Consider the following 17,275-nt stretch of genomic DNA (forward strand, 5'->3'; position numbering starts at 1 on the left):
TCCCGGGCTGACGACACAACTGACGACAGTTCAGATCGCGGTGTCGTCGGTGGAGTCGAACAGGGTGTCCATTGAATCCAGCGCGTCACGCTTCACCGCCTCGATCACCTCCAAGTAGATGCCGGTCGTCACGGTGATCGAGCTGTGTCGGAGTATCTTCTGCACCGTCGCGGCCTCTACACCCTTCGTGAACAGCAGCGTCGCGCACGAATGGCGAAGATCCTGCACTCGTACCTGCGGCACACCCGCCTTCTCGCACAGCCGCTTGAACATGCGATTGACATTGCGCGGCTCGATCGGACGCCCGAGTTTCGTCGTGAATACCAACCCGGACTCACGCCATTGGTTGCCGGCGGTGAACCGTTCCTCCATCTGCCGCTTGCGATGTTCACGCAGAATCGCCAGCAGCGGCCGGGGGATGGGCAGCGTCGCACGAGAGCCATCGGTCTTGACCTCCTCGAGCTTCAGCTCTCCGTCCACCCGATGCAGTCCGCGACGGACCACCAGGCGCCCGACAGTCAGGTCGACGTGATGCCACTCCAAACCGAGCGCTTCACCGCGGCGCAATCCCATCGCCAACGCCACCGCCCACAAGGGCGGCGCTGGCGCGCCGCCTCCGCGGCGCACCGCGCCGCGACGCGCAACCGCCGGCCTCCGCAGGCTGCGGCAGGCGGGCGCGTCGGTGCGTTGCCCCACGTTTTGGCGACGTGGCAGAACGTCCCTCGTTCCTGTCTGGCCGCTTTCGCAACGTCCTCGCAGTGCTGGGCACGCCGGGAGCCGTACCCGACTTACCTCCCGCAGCCGTGCACGAATCCGTCGGCGCCCTGCCCGGTCGACCGGCTGTGGTCCCGTCGAGGTTCCCCCGATTCACGAGCAGGGTTACCGCATCCAGCCGACAGGGCTCGGTGGTCACCAGTTCCTCTCCGGCCGTGGCGGTCTGACTGATCCGAGGGCTATCACGCCACCAGCGGGCATCAAGAGCGCCTACGGCGTCACTCCGTGATGGCTACCGCCACTCTTGACACCCGCCGGAGCCGTGATCGAGACGCCCTCAGCCAGACCACCCCGACCGGAGAGGAACCGAAATGAACGTCACCGAGCCCACCACCTGCCAGCTTCGCGGATGCAGCAACCCCGCCGCGGTCCCGTTCCTCTACGAGTTCCCCACCCACGGCGAGCGCCAGGAGATCCGCTGGCGCTGCCACCAGTGCGACGCCCGCATCCGCCGTAACATCGAGACCATGGCCCGGCACCCGTACTGATCCCGGAGGGGGCTTCGGCCCCTTTCACGGTGTCCAGGAACGATTCTGAGCGTCCTTCGGCCGCTTGGCCCTGCTGTGTGGTGGCCTGCATTGTGTTCCCGCGCCCCTCCAGCGTCAAGAGCGCCTACGGCGTCACTGCGTGATCGGCATTCGCCGACTCTTGACCCCGGAGCCTCTACGCGCGAAGGGCAGGCCGATAAGGGGCAGGCGCAGCCAGCCCGCCTATGGGTGCAACCCACCACCCAACAGGGCCAACCCTGTGCACCCTGCGTGCATCACAGCCCGGTTCTCGCCGGTAAACCACGGTCAAGACGTGCAGGATGCGCTATCAGGCGCTGGACACGAAAAATCCCCCTGACCAGGTGATATGCCAGGGGGGAAACAGGTGGCCAGGGCCGGGATCGAACCGGCGACCTTCCGCTTTTCAGACAGACTGTTTGACCTACCGCAACGCCTGAGAGTACGTGAATGATTCTCGGAGATGTCTCAAGATGTCCTTATTGAACTTCGGTTCATTGTCGGGGACAGTCATCCAGTCACTCCACTGTGCACGCTCAGCGGGAGTCGAGTATTGAAAGCGCCTGTATTTATCGAATGGCGCCGGCTTATTGAATATAAACCAGAAGTAGTCAAACCGACGCGGTACCTCTTGTATTAGCTCTCTAATTTTCGACACCCCGGCATCTTTGATGTACTTCGCAGGTGCATTTTCGTGGACTCTGACGATTTCATCGAGAATGCCAGCAGTTAGATAGCAGACGTAGAGGGCGGCCAGCAGGCGCGCATGAGGGAGATGAGCATGTCTCAATCCGATGGCTGGGTTACCATCGAAATGGTTACTTCTCTCATGCAGGTTGCGGGATACTCCGTGCGTTGGGTGCAAGAATTGACCGGTGAAGACGTAGTGGACTTCGATGCGGTCGATATCATCCGAATCTGCAAGCCCATTTATATCTAAACACCTGAGTAGTCCATCGTAGGACAGAAACTCTCTATACAGGAGGGTCAACTCTTCCTGGTACTCCCTTTCCGATTCTGTGAACCTTGACGAATGCTCTATGTACTCGAAGTACGCCCTCCCGGTCAGGCGCATAGCGTCGGGTCGAAATTCTTGGAACTGGAAGTAGTGTGCAGGAACAATGAATTCCGGGTCATCTTCACCGCGAAATCCTTCAAATATGTATATGAGCCGACGTGTCAGCTTGGGATGCTTCATAACGGCGATGTAGTTACTCTTGCCAGAAGTATAATTCTCCGAAACTTTCACTCGCTCTTCTTCTAGGAGGACTTTAAACTGGCCATTGGTAAGATGTGAGCAATCGCGTATCTGGAATGTCTTGCGTCCGCGGCACATCAAAATGAACAATAGATAATTCTCCAACAGGGAGCGGCACAGTCCTAAACAGTCCGCAATCCTGTCTGACTGTGACAAGAGGAGGCAGCTATCGGCGGTCTCCATTCTGAAATTTACGAAATCTACCAGCTCGCTGTACATCAATTGCTGAGTGTCTGCGATAGTAATCTTGGGACCCCATTTTACGTATTCTTTCAGCAGATTTCTTGTGTGATTGTTGATAGATTTGAATTCTGCCTCGAAATTGTCCACTTCAACCCCTTCTTGGCGCCTATAAGTTCAGTATCGCTGGCTCTCGCGCCGCTGATACACCACGTGAGGCTCGGCCCAGATGAGAACTAGCTCGAAACGGACCGCAAGGCGCGTCTATGCGTACCAATCAGAAGGCCGACGGTGTACGCCAGTCCGCACTGAGTCCGCAGCAGCAGCGGCCCCCACCAACCAACCCAACGTCAACAACGGCTGTTTTCCCAGGTCGCGCTACTCTGCCCACAACCACCAACACTGCCGTGACCTGCAAGGATCCGAAAGGGCAACCTTAAAATCCGCCCTGGCGTAACGCTGTGTCGGACATCACCGAGATCCAGTCGTAGCCCACAACCCACCGACAGGACCACGACTTTTGAGCGGTTTCGACGAGTTGCCAGAGCTGACGCCCGAACAGCGCGCGGATATGTCCGAATCTGAACGAGGCGCGTACGAACAGCTGCGCGAGATGGGTCCCGCCGAGCGCGCAAGGTTTCTCGGGCACGCGCGGATAGCCAAGGCGGCTGACACCTTCCTCGATTCTGTGTGCAAGGAGGGCAACCTCAAGGCGGTATGGTCCATAGTCGACCCGCCACTCAGGTTGGCCATGGCCCAGCGATGGATCCTCGATAACGCCGCACAGTTCGATGCTGATGGCTATGACCGCGACACGGTTGCAGCCGCTCTCGCAGAGGAAAACCCAGACCATCCGTTGTGGACACACTTCGAACGAGTCCACGTGCGCTCGATCAAAGCAGCCATACCCGCCGTCCGCGGCACTGGTACCAACACTCGGCTACTGGCACCTGATGTCGAGTTGCTGCACATACACGACCAAGCGGGCCGCGAGGGTAGCGCCTGGCAACCGGGCGAAGTCCGGCACATCTTCCCGATCGCGATGCGGTTCGATGGCGATGAGTGGCGCGTTGCCTCTCTGGGGACCGAGTCCTTGCCTGTGCCAGGATGGCCGCCATCACACTGATCTCGATGGACTGTGAGGCAGATTCCCGAGATAGTCCTCGGTGTCACCGCGGTGTCACAGGTGCGGCGAATCGCCCCCGGTATCGCCTGCCTGGGCTGTCTCTGAGCCGCCGGGTGTCCGCGGATACTCAAGAGCGGATTAGAAATCGAGAAGAAGCCGACGCCAGGTCAATGCGTATCGCTTCCGAGCGACACGCGGTGGCGTGGTACTGATGACCGGCGCTCATCAGCAAGGGAATTCAGATCTCCCGCAACCTATCAACCAGGAAGAGCCCATGAGTACATCAATGACCCCCGATCAACTTCGGATGGTTGAACGCACATTGCTGGGGCCGGTTGTCGACCGGATCGAAGAACGGTTCGATCGAGCCGCTGAACTCCACCGATGGGGCACCAATCCGCATCCCTCAGAACCGGGCTCGGTCATGGCTGCTGACGAGAACGGATTTCTCACCGACTTCTCTAGCAACCCTGTTATGTGGATGGCGTCCTACCCGATAGCCATGGCAACAGAGAGCATGGCGGCAGCCGGATACATATTTGGCCAACGGCATGAGACCCGAAAGACTCGAGTCGGTCCGGTACTTGCCGAGTGTCGCGGTGCACTCGAATCCGCGTCACGGGCGGTCTGGCTGCTAAGCCCGCTGGACCGCGCAGAACGCCGCAACCGGATCACGCGAGCGATGCGTGAAGACGCACGTCAGGAAAGCAACTTCCTTCAATTCCTGACGGCGGTCAACCCAGCCGATATCGATGCGAAACTGCGTCAGACGAAACAGGAAAGATACCTCAACGACCTGAGGATTCATGCCACTGGACTTCCGAAAATGATCGGTCACCTCGACGCGACGACCGAAGCAGGCGAATGGCTGGTCGCGAACCCTCCGCCCCATGCCACCGATCTCGTGCGTGCCAATCTTCATGATCTCGCAACGATGCTGTACTCGTTGACGTCTGGCTTCACTCATGGCCTCCCGTGGACAGTCGATTACGGCCGAAACGGCAACGTGTTTTCGATGATTGCCGACGCGATTGCCTGCGCCGTACTGGTTACAGAAAGCGCCATTGCCCTCTACGAAGCCCAGGCGCAACCGAAGGCGGGCCGCGCGCGGATGTCGAGCGATCAGTTCCCCGAGCGGCTCCGACCGACGGTCACCACGTGGAGCAATCTGTACACGGTGTGACTCGGGAGATGTCGCGAAAGCTGCACCGGCGTCACGGCCACAACAACGGGACTACGACACCGACGGCCGACGCCGGCAATCCTCGGAGACCTTCGACGATCCCCGCGACGCACAAGTGGTGGGACGACCGGCCTGATACCGGCCGCCATCTCTTCGAAGTCGGGTTTGGTCGGCTCGTCCAGGCGGCGCTCGGACCAGTGTGCGAGCAGGTGCTCGAAATGCGTGTTGCAGGTGCGCAGCGCGCCTTCGGACAACCGTGCCCGGACCTTCCGGATCGCCTCACCGAAGGTCGGCATCCGCGTGTCGGGGGTAATGAGATCGGCAGGGGAGATGGGTCAACAGCAACCGTGCGGCGGCCGTCGACGCCGGACTGAGCGGAGAAGTCGAAGTCGTTGAGAGTCCAGCCCGGTGCCGCAACCAACACCACGATGTCAGTGCGCGATGCCACCGGTGGCCGGGGTGCGGCCGTGCTTCATCACCAGCGCGAGCGAGAGGGCGAGCACCGAGGCGGCCGCGCAGACCCAGAAACTCAACCGGTAGCCGTGATCACCGAACAGGTCGGGCAGCGGGGTAGCCGGTTGGGCTTGCCCGCCGACGCTTACCAAGGCGCTCATGCCGTTGTTGTGCAGGAATGCGGTGACGACGGCGAGACCGATCGCCACACCCATGGACTGCATGACCCCGAGCATGCCGAGGCTGATGCCCTGCTGTTCCTGGGGAACTGCCTCGACCAGCAGGATCGGCATGCAGGCGTAGTACATGCCGAATCCGATGCTGAAGATCGAGTTCACGATCAGGAAGTTGGTGGTGGTCAGCGGCAGCATCGCGAACGCGATGCCCGCACCCGCGAAGATGAACAGGGCGACGACCAGTGGCAAGCGGGCGCCGACCCGCTTGGCCAGCAGTCCCGCTACCGCGCCGAAGATCATCGTGATCACCGAACCGAGCAGCGCGATTCGGAAGGCGAACTCGAGCAGGGTGTACCCGCTGCCGTAGGTGTAGCCGGGATCGAGGGCGACCTGCACGGCCTCGGGCGGCAGCGCTTGACCCGTCATCTCCTGGATCTCGGCCAGCGTGCCCTGGCCGACGCCGGCGACGACCGTCGACTCCGGTGGAGTCTGGGCCATGTAGGCGATGGCGTAGGAGACGATGCCGATCTGCAGGGACGCCAGGAGCGCACCGGCGAGGACAAGCGCGACGCGCGGGTGGAACAGCAGCTCCATGTCCATGATCGGTGTGGACACGCGCTTTTCGACGACGACGAACAGCACGAGCAGCGTGATGCCCGCGATCAGCCAGGCCAGCGTGGTCGGCTTCGCCCAACCCCAGTCGTGGCCCTTGTCGACGTAGATCAGGGTGAGGGCGGCGCCACCGGACAGCAGTGCGGCGCCGATGACGTCGATGCGCTCGGAAACGCGAAGATCGGATTCGGGCACGATGAGCCACACCAGCGGCAGCATCACCAAGGTGAACGAGCCGAGTACCCAGAAGATGGCTCGCCAGCTGTGGTTGTCGACCAGGTAGCCGCCCAGGATCGGGCCCGCGATGGAGGCGACACCGAAACCGGTCGCCGTGAGACCGAGTGCGAGCGGAACGATGTTGCGCGGCATCAGGTCTCGGATGAGACCGTAGGCGATCACCGCGGTCGCGATCGCGGTGGCCTGCAGGCAGCGACCGAACAGGAAGACGGCCCAGTTCGAGGTCGTCGCGTCGAGCACGCAGCCGATGACGAACAGGGCGCCGCAGATGAGGAACATCCGCTTCTTGCCCCACACGTCACTCATCTTGCCGATCAACGGAGACGCGGCCGCCCCGATCAACCCGAAAACGATGATGGCCCAGTTGATATTGGCCCCGACGCCGGGGAAGCTCGGCGCGATCTTCTGTAGTGCCGCCGCGACGATCGTGTACTGCATCGGGGCGATCTCGGAGAACAGGACGATCACGGCTAGCACCGTGAAGATCCGTGTGCGGGAGGCGCCGTCGAGCCGACCGGTGTCGTTGTCGTTGTCGAGTTGAGGGGTACTGGTGGACATGGCCACGCTCCGTTGTTCGGGAACTGCGTTCGAGATGGTCGATCAATTGGGTCAGTAGATGTAGGCGGTGTGGGGGAGTTCGGCGACCGAGGTGCCTACCTGCACGGTGAATTCGCCCGGTTCGGTCTCCCAGCCGCCGGGTCCCCAATGCTGGAAGGTGCGCTCGGGCAGGGCGATGGAGACCCTGCGGGAGTCGCCGGGCGGCAGGGTGACGGTAGTGAAGCCGGCCAGCCAGCGGACCGGTCGATCCACGGCGCTGTCCGGGCGCGAGAGGTAGACCTGAATGACCTGTTTGCCTTCGCGATCACCGGTGTTGGTCACCGTGATCGAGACGGTGCGCCCTTCGATGACGAGGTCGTCGGTCGACCACGTCGTGTAGCCGAGGCCGTGGCCGAAGGGGTAGGCAGGTTCGGTCCCCGCCTGCAGCCACGCGCGGTAACCGATGTGGATGCCTTCGGTGTAGTCGAGGACGCCGTCGACCGGCGTGGTGTTCAGGACGGGGACGTCGGCCATGGTCTTCGGCCAGGTGGTCGGCAGTCGGCCGCCGGGTTCGGCGGCGCCGGTGAGCACGTCGGCCAGCGCCGCGCCGAATTCCTGGCCGGGGAACCAGGCCAGCAGCACCGCGGCGACGTCGTCGCGCCACGGCATCTCCACCGGCGCACCGGAATTCACCACCACGATGGTGCGCGGGTTCACCGCCGCGACGGCGGCGACGAGGTCGTCCTGACGGCCGGGCAGTCGCAGGGAGGTGCGGTCGACGCCCTCGCTCTCGATCTGTTCGGTGGTGCCGACCACGACCACGGCCACTTCGGCCGCGCGCGCCAGTTCGACCGCGGCCGCGAACTCCTCGTCGTCGTCGCGCTGGGGACGCCGGATGCCGAGGGTCGCGCCGAGGATGATGCCGAGGCCGGGTGTCGCCTCCTCGATGCTGGTCACTAGTCGCACCTCGAGCTCGTCGCCGACGGCGAGCGTGCGGGTCACGTGACGCTGGGGTGGGTTGAGCAGCGCCGCCGCCGGATCGCCGGAATCCAGGGTCACGTTCTCGTCCAGCACGGTCTCGCCGTCGATGCCGAGCCGGATATGGCCGACGCCGCCGAAACCGATCTGCCAGTCACCGGCCATGTCGGCACGCAGGCGGGTGCGCATCTCGACCACATTCGACTGCGCGGCCAGCGGTTCGCCGAGCAGCACGAGGCGGCTGGTGGTGCGGTGCTGGGTGCCGAGCACGGTGTCCCCCGTCAGGTACCGCGCGGACAGTCCTGGTTCGCCGGTCTCGGGATCGGTCATGATCGCCAGCGGGGCGGGAATCAGGTCCTCGGACAGGTGGACCCCCGCGGTGTGGGTCAGCGGCAGCTGGCCTGCCAGGCCCTCCACCGGTGTGGTGGTGTGACCGGGGATCACGGTCGCGCTGCCGCCGCCGAGGAAGCGGGGTTCGCCCGCCGACGGTCCGAGCAGGGCGACGGTCGTGTTCGGCGCCAGGGGCAGGACGCCGTCGTTGCGCACCAGGACCATCGCCTGCGCGGCGACCCGGCGGACAAGGTCCTGGGCCTGCTCGTCGCTGAAAACCGGTGTGGGCTGCGGTGTTGCGTTCAGCGCGCCGACGCGCTGGGCGAAACGCAGGATGCGGCGCACCTTGTCGTCGATGGCCGACTCGGCGATCTCGCCGGCGCGGACAGCGGCGGCCAGCGGCTCACCCCAGAGGTAGGGCGGGCCGGGCATGCACAGGTCGGTGCCCCGAGCCGCGCTCTCAGTGGTGCGGACGGCGGTCCAGTCCGAGACCACCACGCCGTCGAATCCCCATGTGCCCTTGAGTGGTTCGTCGAGCAGGGGATTCTCGGTCATGGTGGTGCCGTTGACGGCGTTGTAGGCGTCCATGATCATCCACACCCCGGCTTCGACGGTGCGCTCGAATGGGTAGAGGTACAGCTCACGTAGTGCCCGGTCATCGACGCGGACGTCGACGGTGAAGCGATCGGTCTCGGAATCGTTGGCCACGTAGTGTTTCGGGCACGCGCTGACCCCGTGCGCCTGCACCGCCCGTACGTAGGCGTCGGCCATCTCGGCGGTGAGCAGCGGGTCTTCGGAGAAGCACTCGAAATGTCTGCCGCCCAGCGGGGAGCGGTGCAGGTTCATCGTCGGGCCGAGTACCGCGTAGACGTCTTTGCGGCGGGCCTCGGCGGCGATGAGTGCGCCGATCTCGGTGAGCAGTTCGGTGTCCCAGGTCGCGGCGACCGCGGTGCCGGAGGGCAGGCTCACCGACGGGTCGCGTTCGTCCCAGTTCTCGCCACGCACACCGGAGGGTCCGTCCGAGACCGGCATCTCGGCGAGTCCGAGCGCGGGGTCACCGGCCATCCGGAACAGACTCGCGCCGGAGATCAGCCGTAGCTTGCCGTCCAGATCCAGTTTGGCGAGTAGTTCCTCGATGTGGTCTTCCATGAAGAGTGCAACCTTTCGTCGGTCAGCGGGTGATGGTGCTGGCCTGATCGGACCAGTGGGGGTTGTGCAGGAGTTCGCCGGTGCCGGCGAGGAACGCGCCGCGGGCGGCCGAATCGCCGCGCAGCCGGTCCATGAACCAGGCGGTCAGGTAGCCGAGGTAGCGGTAGACGCCCTCGGTGCAGCTGTAGTTGGTGCAGTCCGGTTGGCCCTGGATGTCGTTGTGCTGGGCGCCCACCAGCGCTGCGCGGGCCTTGGGCAGCTCGCCGGGCAGCGCGTCGTAGTACGCCTGCATCGACTGCAGACCGATCAGCTCCGGCGGGAGTGGCTGCGTCGCGGGCGAGATACCGTCGGCCGAACCGTTGACCAGCAGCACCGAACCCGAGGTCACCGCGGTGGGGTCGATACAGGCGCTCTGGCCGTTGACGGACGGCAGCGACGCACAGGCCGCCGACAACGGCATCTCGAGGGTCGCCGCGGTGCTGACGGCGCCGCCGCCGCGCGCGAGGGCGTTGATCGCGCCGAGGCCGCCCTGGGAATGCCCCGTCGCCCCGGCCGCGCTGGTGTCGATCTTGCCGCTGAAGATGCTGTTCGGGTCGCTGTTCTGGTGGGCGAGGTACCGCACCGCGTCGAGCATCTGGATGCCGGTGCCAGTATCGGTCCGGTCGGCGGCGATGACCACGAATCCCCACGACGCGAGGTGCGAGAGCAGGTACGCGTATTCGCGCGGGTGGGCCATGGTGCCGTTGCCCCAGGTGATGACCGGGTGGAGGACGCCGCCCGCCCGGAGCTCGGCCGGATACCAGATGTCGTAGCTGTCGCCGGTCGATGTGCAGCAGTCGACGCCGGTCCGCTCGGCCACCGTCCAGGGGCCCGGCGCGTAATAGGTGGCTTCGACTTGGGCGGCGGGTTGGTAGGACGGCGTCGCCGCTGACGGTGTCACCCCGGTCGCCGTGGCGACGAGCAGCGCGAGGGAAGTCAGCGCGACCCGCGCGCCATCGCGCGGGCGCCGACCGGATGGGACATTTTTGTTGCTCACGATGTCGGACGATAGGGAGATGAACAGGTCCGCAAGGCGCGCAGCGCCATCTTGCAGACTGTTTGCAGACACCCCACGCGGGGAAATACCGGCCACGTATTCTCGAAGTGATGAACGAGTCGACCCGCACTGTCGCGGACCTCGCATGAGCGAGCGCAGCGAGCGAACGATGGACACAGCCGAGCACTCGCTCGTGCCGGAGTCGAGCGCCAGCGAGACGCAGGCATGAGCGAACGACGTGAGCGAATCATGTGCCAGCGCGCATCGCGCATGCCGGAGCCGAGCGCCAGCGAGGCGCGGGCATGAGCGAGGTCGGCTCGGCGCTGCGCGTCGCACGAACGGCTGCGGGGATCAGTCTGCAGGGCATGGCCGCGCGCACGAACTACTCCAAGCCGTACCTCGGCCAGCTCGAGACCGGGGCCCGTGTGGTGCGTGCCGAGCACGTGGCCGCCTACGAGTCGGCGCTGCACACGCCACTGGATCACCTGCGCGACCGGCTGACCGTCGAATCGGTCGACGAGCTGGATGATCTGCCCAGACAACTGTCGTCGCTGCTGTTGCCGCCCGTCGCGCACACGCGCGGTGCTCATCCGACCTTCGCCGCGACAGAGCTGGCGGCCGCCGAGCAGCTCGTGACCTGGGCGCGCGCCAGGCAGTGGGACGACGGGCCGGCGCCGCGCCGCGCCGTCATGGCCTGGCTGTCCGCGAATCTGTCCCGGTTACAGCAGCTTTCGGCCTCGAATAGGCACGGACGCGCCCTGCGGGTCGGCGCGGAGCTTGCCGCTGTCGCGGCCGCCATGAGCTGGGACGTGGAGGACATCACCGCCGCGCGCCGGTACTCGGTCGCCGCCGCGCGGCTGGCCCACACCGCGGGCGACACGGTGCTGACCGCCGCGATCCTTACCGAGTCGACCTGGCAGCTACTCGACAGCGGCAGGCCGGCGGAGGGACTGGAGGTGGCCCAGCTCGCCCAGTATCTGGCACGCCGCACGGCGACGCCCCTGCTGCGGGTCGCCCTCGCCGAGCTGGAGGCGTACGCGCACGGCATTCTCGGTGAACAGGCCGCGTTCCAGCGCGCGATCGTCGTCGCCGCGGAGTGCCGTGGCGAAGCCGCCGAGACCGCGGCCGGTGATTGCGCTGCCGACCGCAGTCTCACCGCGGCCGCACTCGGCATGCTCCTGGGACCGCGCCGGGACTGGCCGGGGCCGGGGCAGCAGTCGCGGCTACTCGGCAAGAGCTACCGTCACCTCATCGCCACCCGCCCCGATCTGGCACGCATCGCCTTCGGCGATATCCACACGCCACTGCCGCGGGAATTCGTGACACCGGCGATGGCCGCGATCTCCTCGGCACGCCTCCAGCTGATGCTCGGCGAGCCCGAACACGCCGTCGAGCAGGTCGGTCTGGCGTTGTCGCTGGACGGCCGCCCGCACGGCCGCGCGGCCGCCCGACTGTCGGACTTCTTGCACGAGTCGGTCGAATTCGCCGCGGTCCCGGCAGTCGGCGAGGTCCGTACCACGATCCGCGAGCTGGTCGCGCACCCCTGAGTTCAGCTACTCAGCCGGTCGCTGTCGCACCGCGCTGGGTGAGCAACAGGCCGATGATCCCGGATTCCTGGCTCTGCGTGCTGATCATGTCGCGGGCCGCCTGTTCGACCGGGCCGCCGGTGGACAACTCGTCGAACGTCTGAGCCATGGCGACGCCGCCCTGGTGGTGGCGATACATCAGGCGCAGAAACATCGCTTCGGCTTCGGTGCCGCGCGCTCGGGCGAGGGCGTCGAGGTCGGCGCGGGTGGCCATGCCGGGCATGGTCGTCGACGCGGTCGTGTGGTGGCCGGTGGGCATCCACGCCATGGGGTGCGGGTTGGTAGGGGTCGCTCCGGCCAACCGGAGCCAGCCGAGCATCATGCCGATCTCGAGGCGCTGAGCATTGGCGATCTGGTCGGCCAGTCGCCGCACGGTGGGGTCGACGTCTGCGGCGAGGCGCTCGACCAGGATCAGTGCCTGCTGATGGTGACCGGCCATGTCCTGCGCGAAGCCGACCTCGGTAGGAGTCAACATCTGTGCGGCAGTGGCGGTCTCGGAGACCATGAGCGGTCGTATAGCCGCGCCGAGCACCAGCAGGAACAGGACCGACGCGGCGGCCGCGGCGCCGAGCAGCACCCGCCGGCTCATGCCTGCGCCTCGCTGACGCTCGGCTCCGGCATGCGCACGGCGCGCTGGCACATGATTCGCGCCCACCCTCCGCCCGGCCACCGCCCCTCATCGAATCGCTCCGCGATGCTGTACTCAACTAGTTCGCTCATGAGCCGACCGTCGAGTGCTGGTCGGCGGGTGGGGTGTACACCTCGGGGGACAACTGCAGGGTGAGCAGGCCGTTGTCGGCACAGGCGGCCCACAGCTGATTGCCGCGCCACTCGGGGGCGGAGAAGCACCAATCGGTGGAGAGGTCACCGAAGGCCACGTCGCCGGTGCGCGAGCTCTGGGCCTGCTCGGGATCGAAGGCGCCCGCCTCGACGGCCTGCATCACCGAGGGAGCGCTGAGTAGCGGCATGCCGATGATCGAGGCGAGTGCATGCGGGGAGTTCCACAGTTCGCTGTTCTGGCCGGTGCGCGCGGGCGGGTTGTAGTAGGCGATCTCGCGCACCTGGAACGGATCGCGCACGTCGAATACCCGGATACCGGAGGAGATCCAGCCACACGCGAGCGCGGTGGGGTTCACCGGGCGGTCGGCGGAGCAGTAGTGGGCGTCGTAGGCGAAGATCGATCCGCCCATCCCGGAGGCGAGTGCGCTGTCGCGGTGTTGCTGCAGGTTGATCTCCAACTTGATCGTATTGACCACGCGTGGATGCGTGTCGTCGGAGATGTCGATGAGTTTGACGCCGCCGGACCCGGCCTCGTCGGCGCTGAACAAGTAGGGCACGCCGTTATAGGTGACGGGGACGTTCTGCTGCGTCGCCCAGCCGTCGGTCCAGGTCAGCTGGGCGATGATCGGCACATGGGGGTCGGGGTCGCGCCGCTGCACCGCGGAGGTGTCGAGGATGGTCAGCCCGCCCATGTTGTCGGCCAGGTACAGGCGGCTGCCGTCGGCGCGCAGGCCCATGCCGTGCATGGACTGGCCCGGCATGCCCTGCCAGATCACGCGGGGATCGGCCGGATCGGTCAGGTCGACGGCGCTGACGATGCCGGGGATGACGCCCGAAGCCCAATAGGTGCGGCCGTCGGGGGAGAAGCCACCCTCGTGTGCCGTGATCGGGACCGGCAGTCTCAGATCGGTGCCGGGACCCGGGTTGAGCAGGCGCGGGTGCGCGCAGTCGGAGATGTCGTAGACCGAGATCAGCCCGGCTCCGGTGAACGCGGGCGCTCCGGTGCCGACAAGCAGCTTTCGCGCGGCGTTGACCTTGAGGCTCTCCCAGGTTCCCGCCAGCATGGCGGGTTCGGTGAGCGTGGTGGTGAGCACTGGGTTCGCCGGATCGGCGACGTCGATCACCTGCACACCCTGCGCGGGACCGAGCAGGTTGCCGGGGAAGAAGCTGCCGAGGTAGACGCAGTGCTCGAACTGCGTCGAGGTGATCCCGGCGCCGCGGCCCGCGTAGCCGCCGATACGGCTGATATTGCACCGGTAGCCCTGGGTGCTGCGGCCGCTGTCGCGTTCGGCGGCGGGCACGTCGCCCTGCAGGCCGGGTTCGGGCAGCGAGTCGCCGGCACAGGTGGCGCGGGCGACAGCGGTATCGGCGATGTCGCGGTTTTCCAGAACGACTCCCGGGGAGTCGGGCTGTGCGATGCCAGCGGCGGAGGGAACCAGCAGCACGGCCGCGGCGGCGACGAGCAGGCGGCGATGGGAAGTTCTCATGTCGTACTTTCGTGGTGAGTAGCCAGCGTGACCAGGGCCGCGGCGGTCTGGCGGCAGAAGTGCTCGCCGTCCTCGTCGCCGCGGGTGAGGGCGCGCAGCAGCGTCGCGCCGCGCAGGAATTCGAAGATCAGGTCGGGATCGCAGCGGGGGGCGGCCTGACCGGACTCGATCGCCGCGTCGAGGGTGGCGCGCAGCCCGACCCGGGCGAGGTCTTCGCCGCGTTCTCGCAGTCGTCGGTAGCTCTGCTCGTCGTCGTGGTAGGCCGAGAGCAGGCCGGGGATGCCCGACCGGGCGGCGGGATGGGTGGCGGCGGCGAAGAACAGGCGGGTCCACGCCAGCAGATCCGCGCCGATATCGCCCGTCGGTTGCGGGACGGCGCCGGTGTCGAGGGCGAAGATCGCGTCCTCGACGAGGTGGATCTTGTTCGGCCACCGACGGTAGATCGAGGTGGCGACGACTCCGGCCCGCCGCGCGACCCCCTGGATGGTGGTGGCCTGAAAACCTTGCTCCACCAGCAGTTCCTGGGTGGCGCGCAGCACCTGATCATCCAGTTGCGGGTCCCGAGGGCGGCCCGGTCCCGGTCGGGCCTCGCGGCGTTCACTCACCGTTCATTCCTCCTTCGACGTCGGCCGAGCGTAGCCGAGATCGGGATCTTTTTAAAAACGCTTCATAGTGTATTCGAATTAGCTAACTTGAAACGTGTTCCACCCCCCCACTCTCGAAGGAAACGCCCATGTTGACTCCCCAGGACGAACTGCTCTGCCATCAATTGCCGACGACGTTCGACCACGTTGTCCAGAGCGATTTGCGCTGGACAGAGCGCATCGTGCTCTACGGCTTCGACACCACCGGCCGGGTGAGCGTCATGACCGGCATGGCCCGCTACCCCAACCGCAATGTCATGGACGCGTACGCGATGGTCACTGTCGACGGCAAGGCGCACGTGGCTCGCCTGTCGCGCGAGATCGGTGGCAGCTACGACGACCTGGGCGCCTGGCAGGTCGGCCCCTACCGCTACGAGATCACCGAGCCGCTGCGCGGGGTACGGGCCACCCTGGCCGACAACGACCACGGTCTCCGCCTCGAGCTCAACTTCTCGGGCCAGTTCCCCGCCTACGAGCAGGAACCCGCCTTCTTCCGCACCCGCGGCCGGGTCCGCGAGGACGCGCGGCGCTACTACCAGAACGGCGAGATCTCCGGCTGGCTCGAGGTCGACGGCGAACGCATCGACATCGATCCGAGCACCTGGTGGTTCGGTCGCGACCACTCGTGGGGTACCCGGCACGGAGGTGGCGGCGGCAGCCTCGGTGAGGGCGATGGCCTGCAGCCCCCGGAGATCCCGGACGGCGTCCTGTACTTCATGGGCATCTTCCAGTTCGACGACGAGCTGGTGCACTTCGCGCAGCGCGAGACCGCCGATGGGCAGCGCTGGCACTTCGAAGGTTCCATTCAGCAGCCCATCGAGGTCGCGGCGCCGACCGTGCCGATCGTCGGCGTCACCCACGACCTCGAGTTCCGTGACGACTTCCGGATCGTGTCCGCGGGCACCTTCACCGCGGACGCCGCCGACGGCACCACCCGTTCGTTCACCGTCACCCCGATCGCGGACTTCTGGCCCGGTCTGGCCGGCTACGACATGTATCGCGGCTATGCCTCCGGTATCTGGAAGGGCCCGTTCTACAGCGACGGGTTCACCGTCGATCTGAACGACACCGACGAACTGCGGCAGGTCAGCATGCTCACCGAAACCTTCTGCAAGGTCGAGAGCAATGACGGCAAGGTCGGCTACGGCCTGGTGGAGATGGTGTTCATGGGCCGCAACGCCCGCTACGGGTACGAGGGGTACTGATGACAGCACGTCCCACGGCAGACGACCTGCCGTTCGCGGTGGCCCCGGTGCTGCGCACCCAGTTTCCCGGCGCCGATTCGGCCGAGGTTCGCAATTGGACGGCCAGTCCGCGCGGCTTGGCCACCGAAACCTTTCTGTTCGATCTCGCCGCCGACGACGCCACGGTATCGCTGGTCCTGCGCAGGCCCCCCGAGGTCGCGCTGTTTCCCGACTACGACCTGCTGCGGCAGGTGCTGGTCATGCGACGACTCGCCGATACCCCCATCGCCGTTCCCGCCGTCCGCTGGCTCGACCGTGAGGGAACCGCGCTGGGCAGTCCGTATTTCGTGATGGACCGCATCGAGGGCAGCGCGCCCGGCGATCTGCCGTCCTATCACTGCGCCGGGCTGTACTTCGACGCCGAGCCGGAAGAGCGGGCCCGGATGTGGTGGGGGTGTGTCGACACCATCGCCGAGATCCATCAACTCGACTGGCGTGCGCTGAATCTGGACTTCCTGGCGTTCCCTCAGTTCGGCGAGGCCCCGCTCGAACAGCTCATCGGCTACATCGAGTCCGCGCTGGCGTGGGCGTCGGATACCCCGCCGCCCGCCCTGCGCCGCGCGACCGGATGGTTGCGGGCCAACCTCTACGAGCCCGAGCACGTCACCCTCTGCTGGGGCGACGCTCGCATGTCGAACATCCTCTACGACACCGAATTCCGGGTCACCGGTGTCCTCGACTGGGAGATCGCCTACATCGGCGACCACGAAGCCGACCTCGCCTGGATGCTGTTCCTGGATTGGGCGTGCTCGGAATTCCAGGAAACCGAACGACTTCCGGGAACACCCACCCGGGAGGAGACGATCGCTCGCTACGAGGAACGCAGCGGGATGACGGTGCGCAACCTGCGCTACAACGAGATTCTGGCAGCCGTCCTGCTCAGTATCCCGTTGCTGCGGATGGCGCACCGGTTGCAGCTGCCGCCGGAAACCGATGTGACCGCGTTCTGTGCCGCACGGATCGATCAGCTGCTCCCCGACGCCTAGGTGGGGCCGTGGG

15 protein-coding genes are annotated in these 17,275 nt (G+C 65.9%); 6 read left to right on the forward strand and 9 right to left on the reverse strand.

What is annotated here, in order from left to right; genetic code table 11:
* Positions 1 to 30: 30 nt before the first annotated feature.
* Positions 31 to 573: a tyrosine-type recombinase/integrase gene (locus tag ACWPXK_RS10065; RefSeq protein ID WP_454195788.1), complete on the reverse strand. Its 543-nt coding sequence runs from the start codon at positions 571 to 573 to the stop codon at positions 31 to 33.
* Between the two features lie 512 nt (positions 574 to 1,085).
* On the opposite strand from ACWPXK_RS10065, the gene ACWPXK_RS10070 reads away from it, so the two are divergent.
* Positions 1,086 to 1,262, forward strand: coding sequence for a hypothetical protein (locus ACWPXK_RS10070; protein WP_454195789.1), 177 nt, complete (start codon positions 1,086 to 1,088; stop codon positions 1,260 to 1,262).
* A 442-nt stretch (positions 1,263 to 1,704) separates the two neighbouring features.
* Here the strand turns inward: ACWPXK_RS10070 and ACWPXK_RS10075 are convergent, their stop codons facing one another.
* On the reverse strand, positions 1,705 to 2,868 hold the full coding sequence (locus tag ACWPXK_RS10075) for a hypothetical protein (protein WP_454195790.1): 1,164 nt from the start codon (positions 2,866 to 2,868) through the stop codon (positions 1,705 to 1,707).
* Positions 2,869 to 3,238: 370 nt separating this feature from the next.
* Between ACWPXK_RS10075 and ACWPXK_RS10080 the strand changes: the two genes are divergently transcribed.
* Both ACWPXK_RS10080 and ACWPXK_RS10085 read left to right on the forward strand, forming a co-directional pair.
* Positions 3,239 to 3,844 (forward strand): hypothetical protein, encoded by a 606-nt coding sequence (locus ACWPXK_RS10080; protein ID WP_454195791.1) that lies wholly within the window; start codon positions 3,239 to 3,241, stop codon positions 3,842 to 3,844.
* A gap of 274 nt (positions 3,845 to 4,118) precedes the next feature.
* Entirely contained in the window at positions 4,119 to 5,027 is a 909-nt protein-coding gene (locus tag ACWPXK_RS10085) for a hypothetical protein (protein WP_454195792.1), read from the forward strand.
* A gap of 431 nt (positions 5,028 to 5,458) precedes the next feature.
* On the opposite strand, the gene ACWPXK_RS10090 is transcribed toward ACWPXK_RS10085, so the two are convergent.
* The 3 genes from ACWPXK_RS10090 to ACWPXK_RS10100 are packed head-to-tail and all read right to left on the reverse strand — an operon-like array spanning position 5,459 to position 10,535.
* Positions 5,459 to 7,063, reverse strand: a complete 1,605-nt coding sequence (locus tag ACWPXK_RS10090; protein WP_454195793.1) for an MFS transporter — start codon at positions 7,061 to 7,063, stop codon at positions 5,459 to 5,461.
* A gap of 51 nt (positions 7,064 to 7,114) precedes the next feature.
* Positions 7,115 to 9,499 (reverse strand): beta-glucosidase, encoded by a 2,385-nt coding sequence (locus ACWPXK_RS10095; RefSeq protein WP_454195794.1) that lies wholly within the window; start codon positions 9,497 to 9,499, stop codon positions 7,115 to 7,117.
* A 22-nt stretch (positions 9,500 to 9,521) separates the two neighbouring features.
* Positions 9,522 to 10,535: a poly(ethylene terephthalate) hydrolase family protein gene (locus ACWPXK_RS10100; RefSeq protein WP_454195795.1), complete on the reverse strand. Its 1,014-nt coding sequence runs from the start codon at positions 10,533 to 10,535 to the stop codon at positions 9,522 to 9,524.
* Between the two features lie 302 nt (positions 10,536 to 10,837).
* Here ACWPXK_RS10100 and ACWPXK_RS10105 point away from each other — a divergent pair, with 302 nt between their 5' ends.
* Positions 10,838 to 12,082, forward strand: a complete 1,245-nt coding sequence (locus ACWPXK_RS10105) for a helix-turn-helix domain-containing protein (RefSeq protein WP_454195796.1) — start codon at positions 10,838 to 10,840, stop codon at positions 12,080 to 12,082.
* Positions 12,083 to 12,092: 10 nt separating this feature from the next.
* Here the strand turns inward: ACWPXK_RS10105 and ACWPXK_RS10110 are convergent, their stop codons facing one another.
* From ACWPXK_RS10110 to ACWPXK_RS10125, 4 genes are read right to left on the reverse strand one after another with little or no spacing between them, the layout of a single operon-like run.
* On the reverse strand, positions 12,093 to 12,710 hold the full coding sequence (locus tag ACWPXK_RS10110; RefSeq protein WP_454195797.1) for a DUF305 domain-containing protein: 618 nt from the start codon (positions 12,708 to 12,710) through the stop codon (positions 12,093 to 12,095).
* Positions 12,707 to 12,841 carry a hypothetical protein gene (locus ACWPXK_RS10115; protein WP_454195798.1) on the reverse strand — a complete coding sequence of 45 codons (135 nt, stop codon included), beginning with the start codon at positions 12,839 to 12,841 and terminating at the stop codon, positions 12,707 to 12,709. The genes ACWPXK_RS10110 and ACWPXK_RS10115 overlap by 4 nt, the downstream gene beginning before the upstream one ends.
* A complete protein-coding gene (locus tag ACWPXK_RS10120) occupies positions 12,838 to 14,388 on the reverse strand; it encodes an LVIVD repeat-containing protein (RefSeq protein ID WP_454195799.1) in 1,551 nt (516 codons plus the stop codon). The genes ACWPXK_RS10115 and ACWPXK_RS10120 overlap by 4 nt, the downstream gene beginning before the upstream one ends.
* A complete protein-coding gene (locus ACWPXK_RS10125) occupies positions 14,385 to 14,993 on the reverse strand; it encodes a TetR/AcrR family transcriptional regulator (RefSeq protein WP_454195800.1) in 609 nt (202 codons plus the stop codon). The genes ACWPXK_RS10120 and ACWPXK_RS10125 overlap by 4 nt, the downstream gene beginning before the upstream one ends.
* Before the next feature lie 128 nt (positions 14,994 to 15,121).
* On the opposite strand from ACWPXK_RS10125, the gene ACWPXK_RS10130 reads away from it, so the two are divergent.
* Both ACWPXK_RS10130 and ACWPXK_RS10135 read left to right on the forward strand, forming a co-directional pair.
* Complete coding sequence (locus tag ACWPXK_RS10130) at positions 15,122 to 16,237, forward strand: hypothetical protein (protein WP_454195801.1); 1,116 nt, start codon at positions 15,122 to 15,124, stop codon at positions 16,235 to 16,237.
* Positions 16,237 to 17,262, forward strand: a complete 1,026-nt coding sequence (locus ACWPXK_RS10135; RefSeq protein ID WP_454195802.1) for a phosphotransferase family protein — start codon at positions 16,237 to 16,239, stop codon at positions 17,260 to 17,262. The genes ACWPXK_RS10130 and ACWPXK_RS10135 overlap by 1 nt, the downstream gene beginning before the upstream one ends.
* Positions 17,263 to 17,275: the final 13 nt, after the last annotated feature.

The sequence above is a fragment of the Nocardia sp. Marseille-Q1738 genome (genome assembly GCF_965283145.1).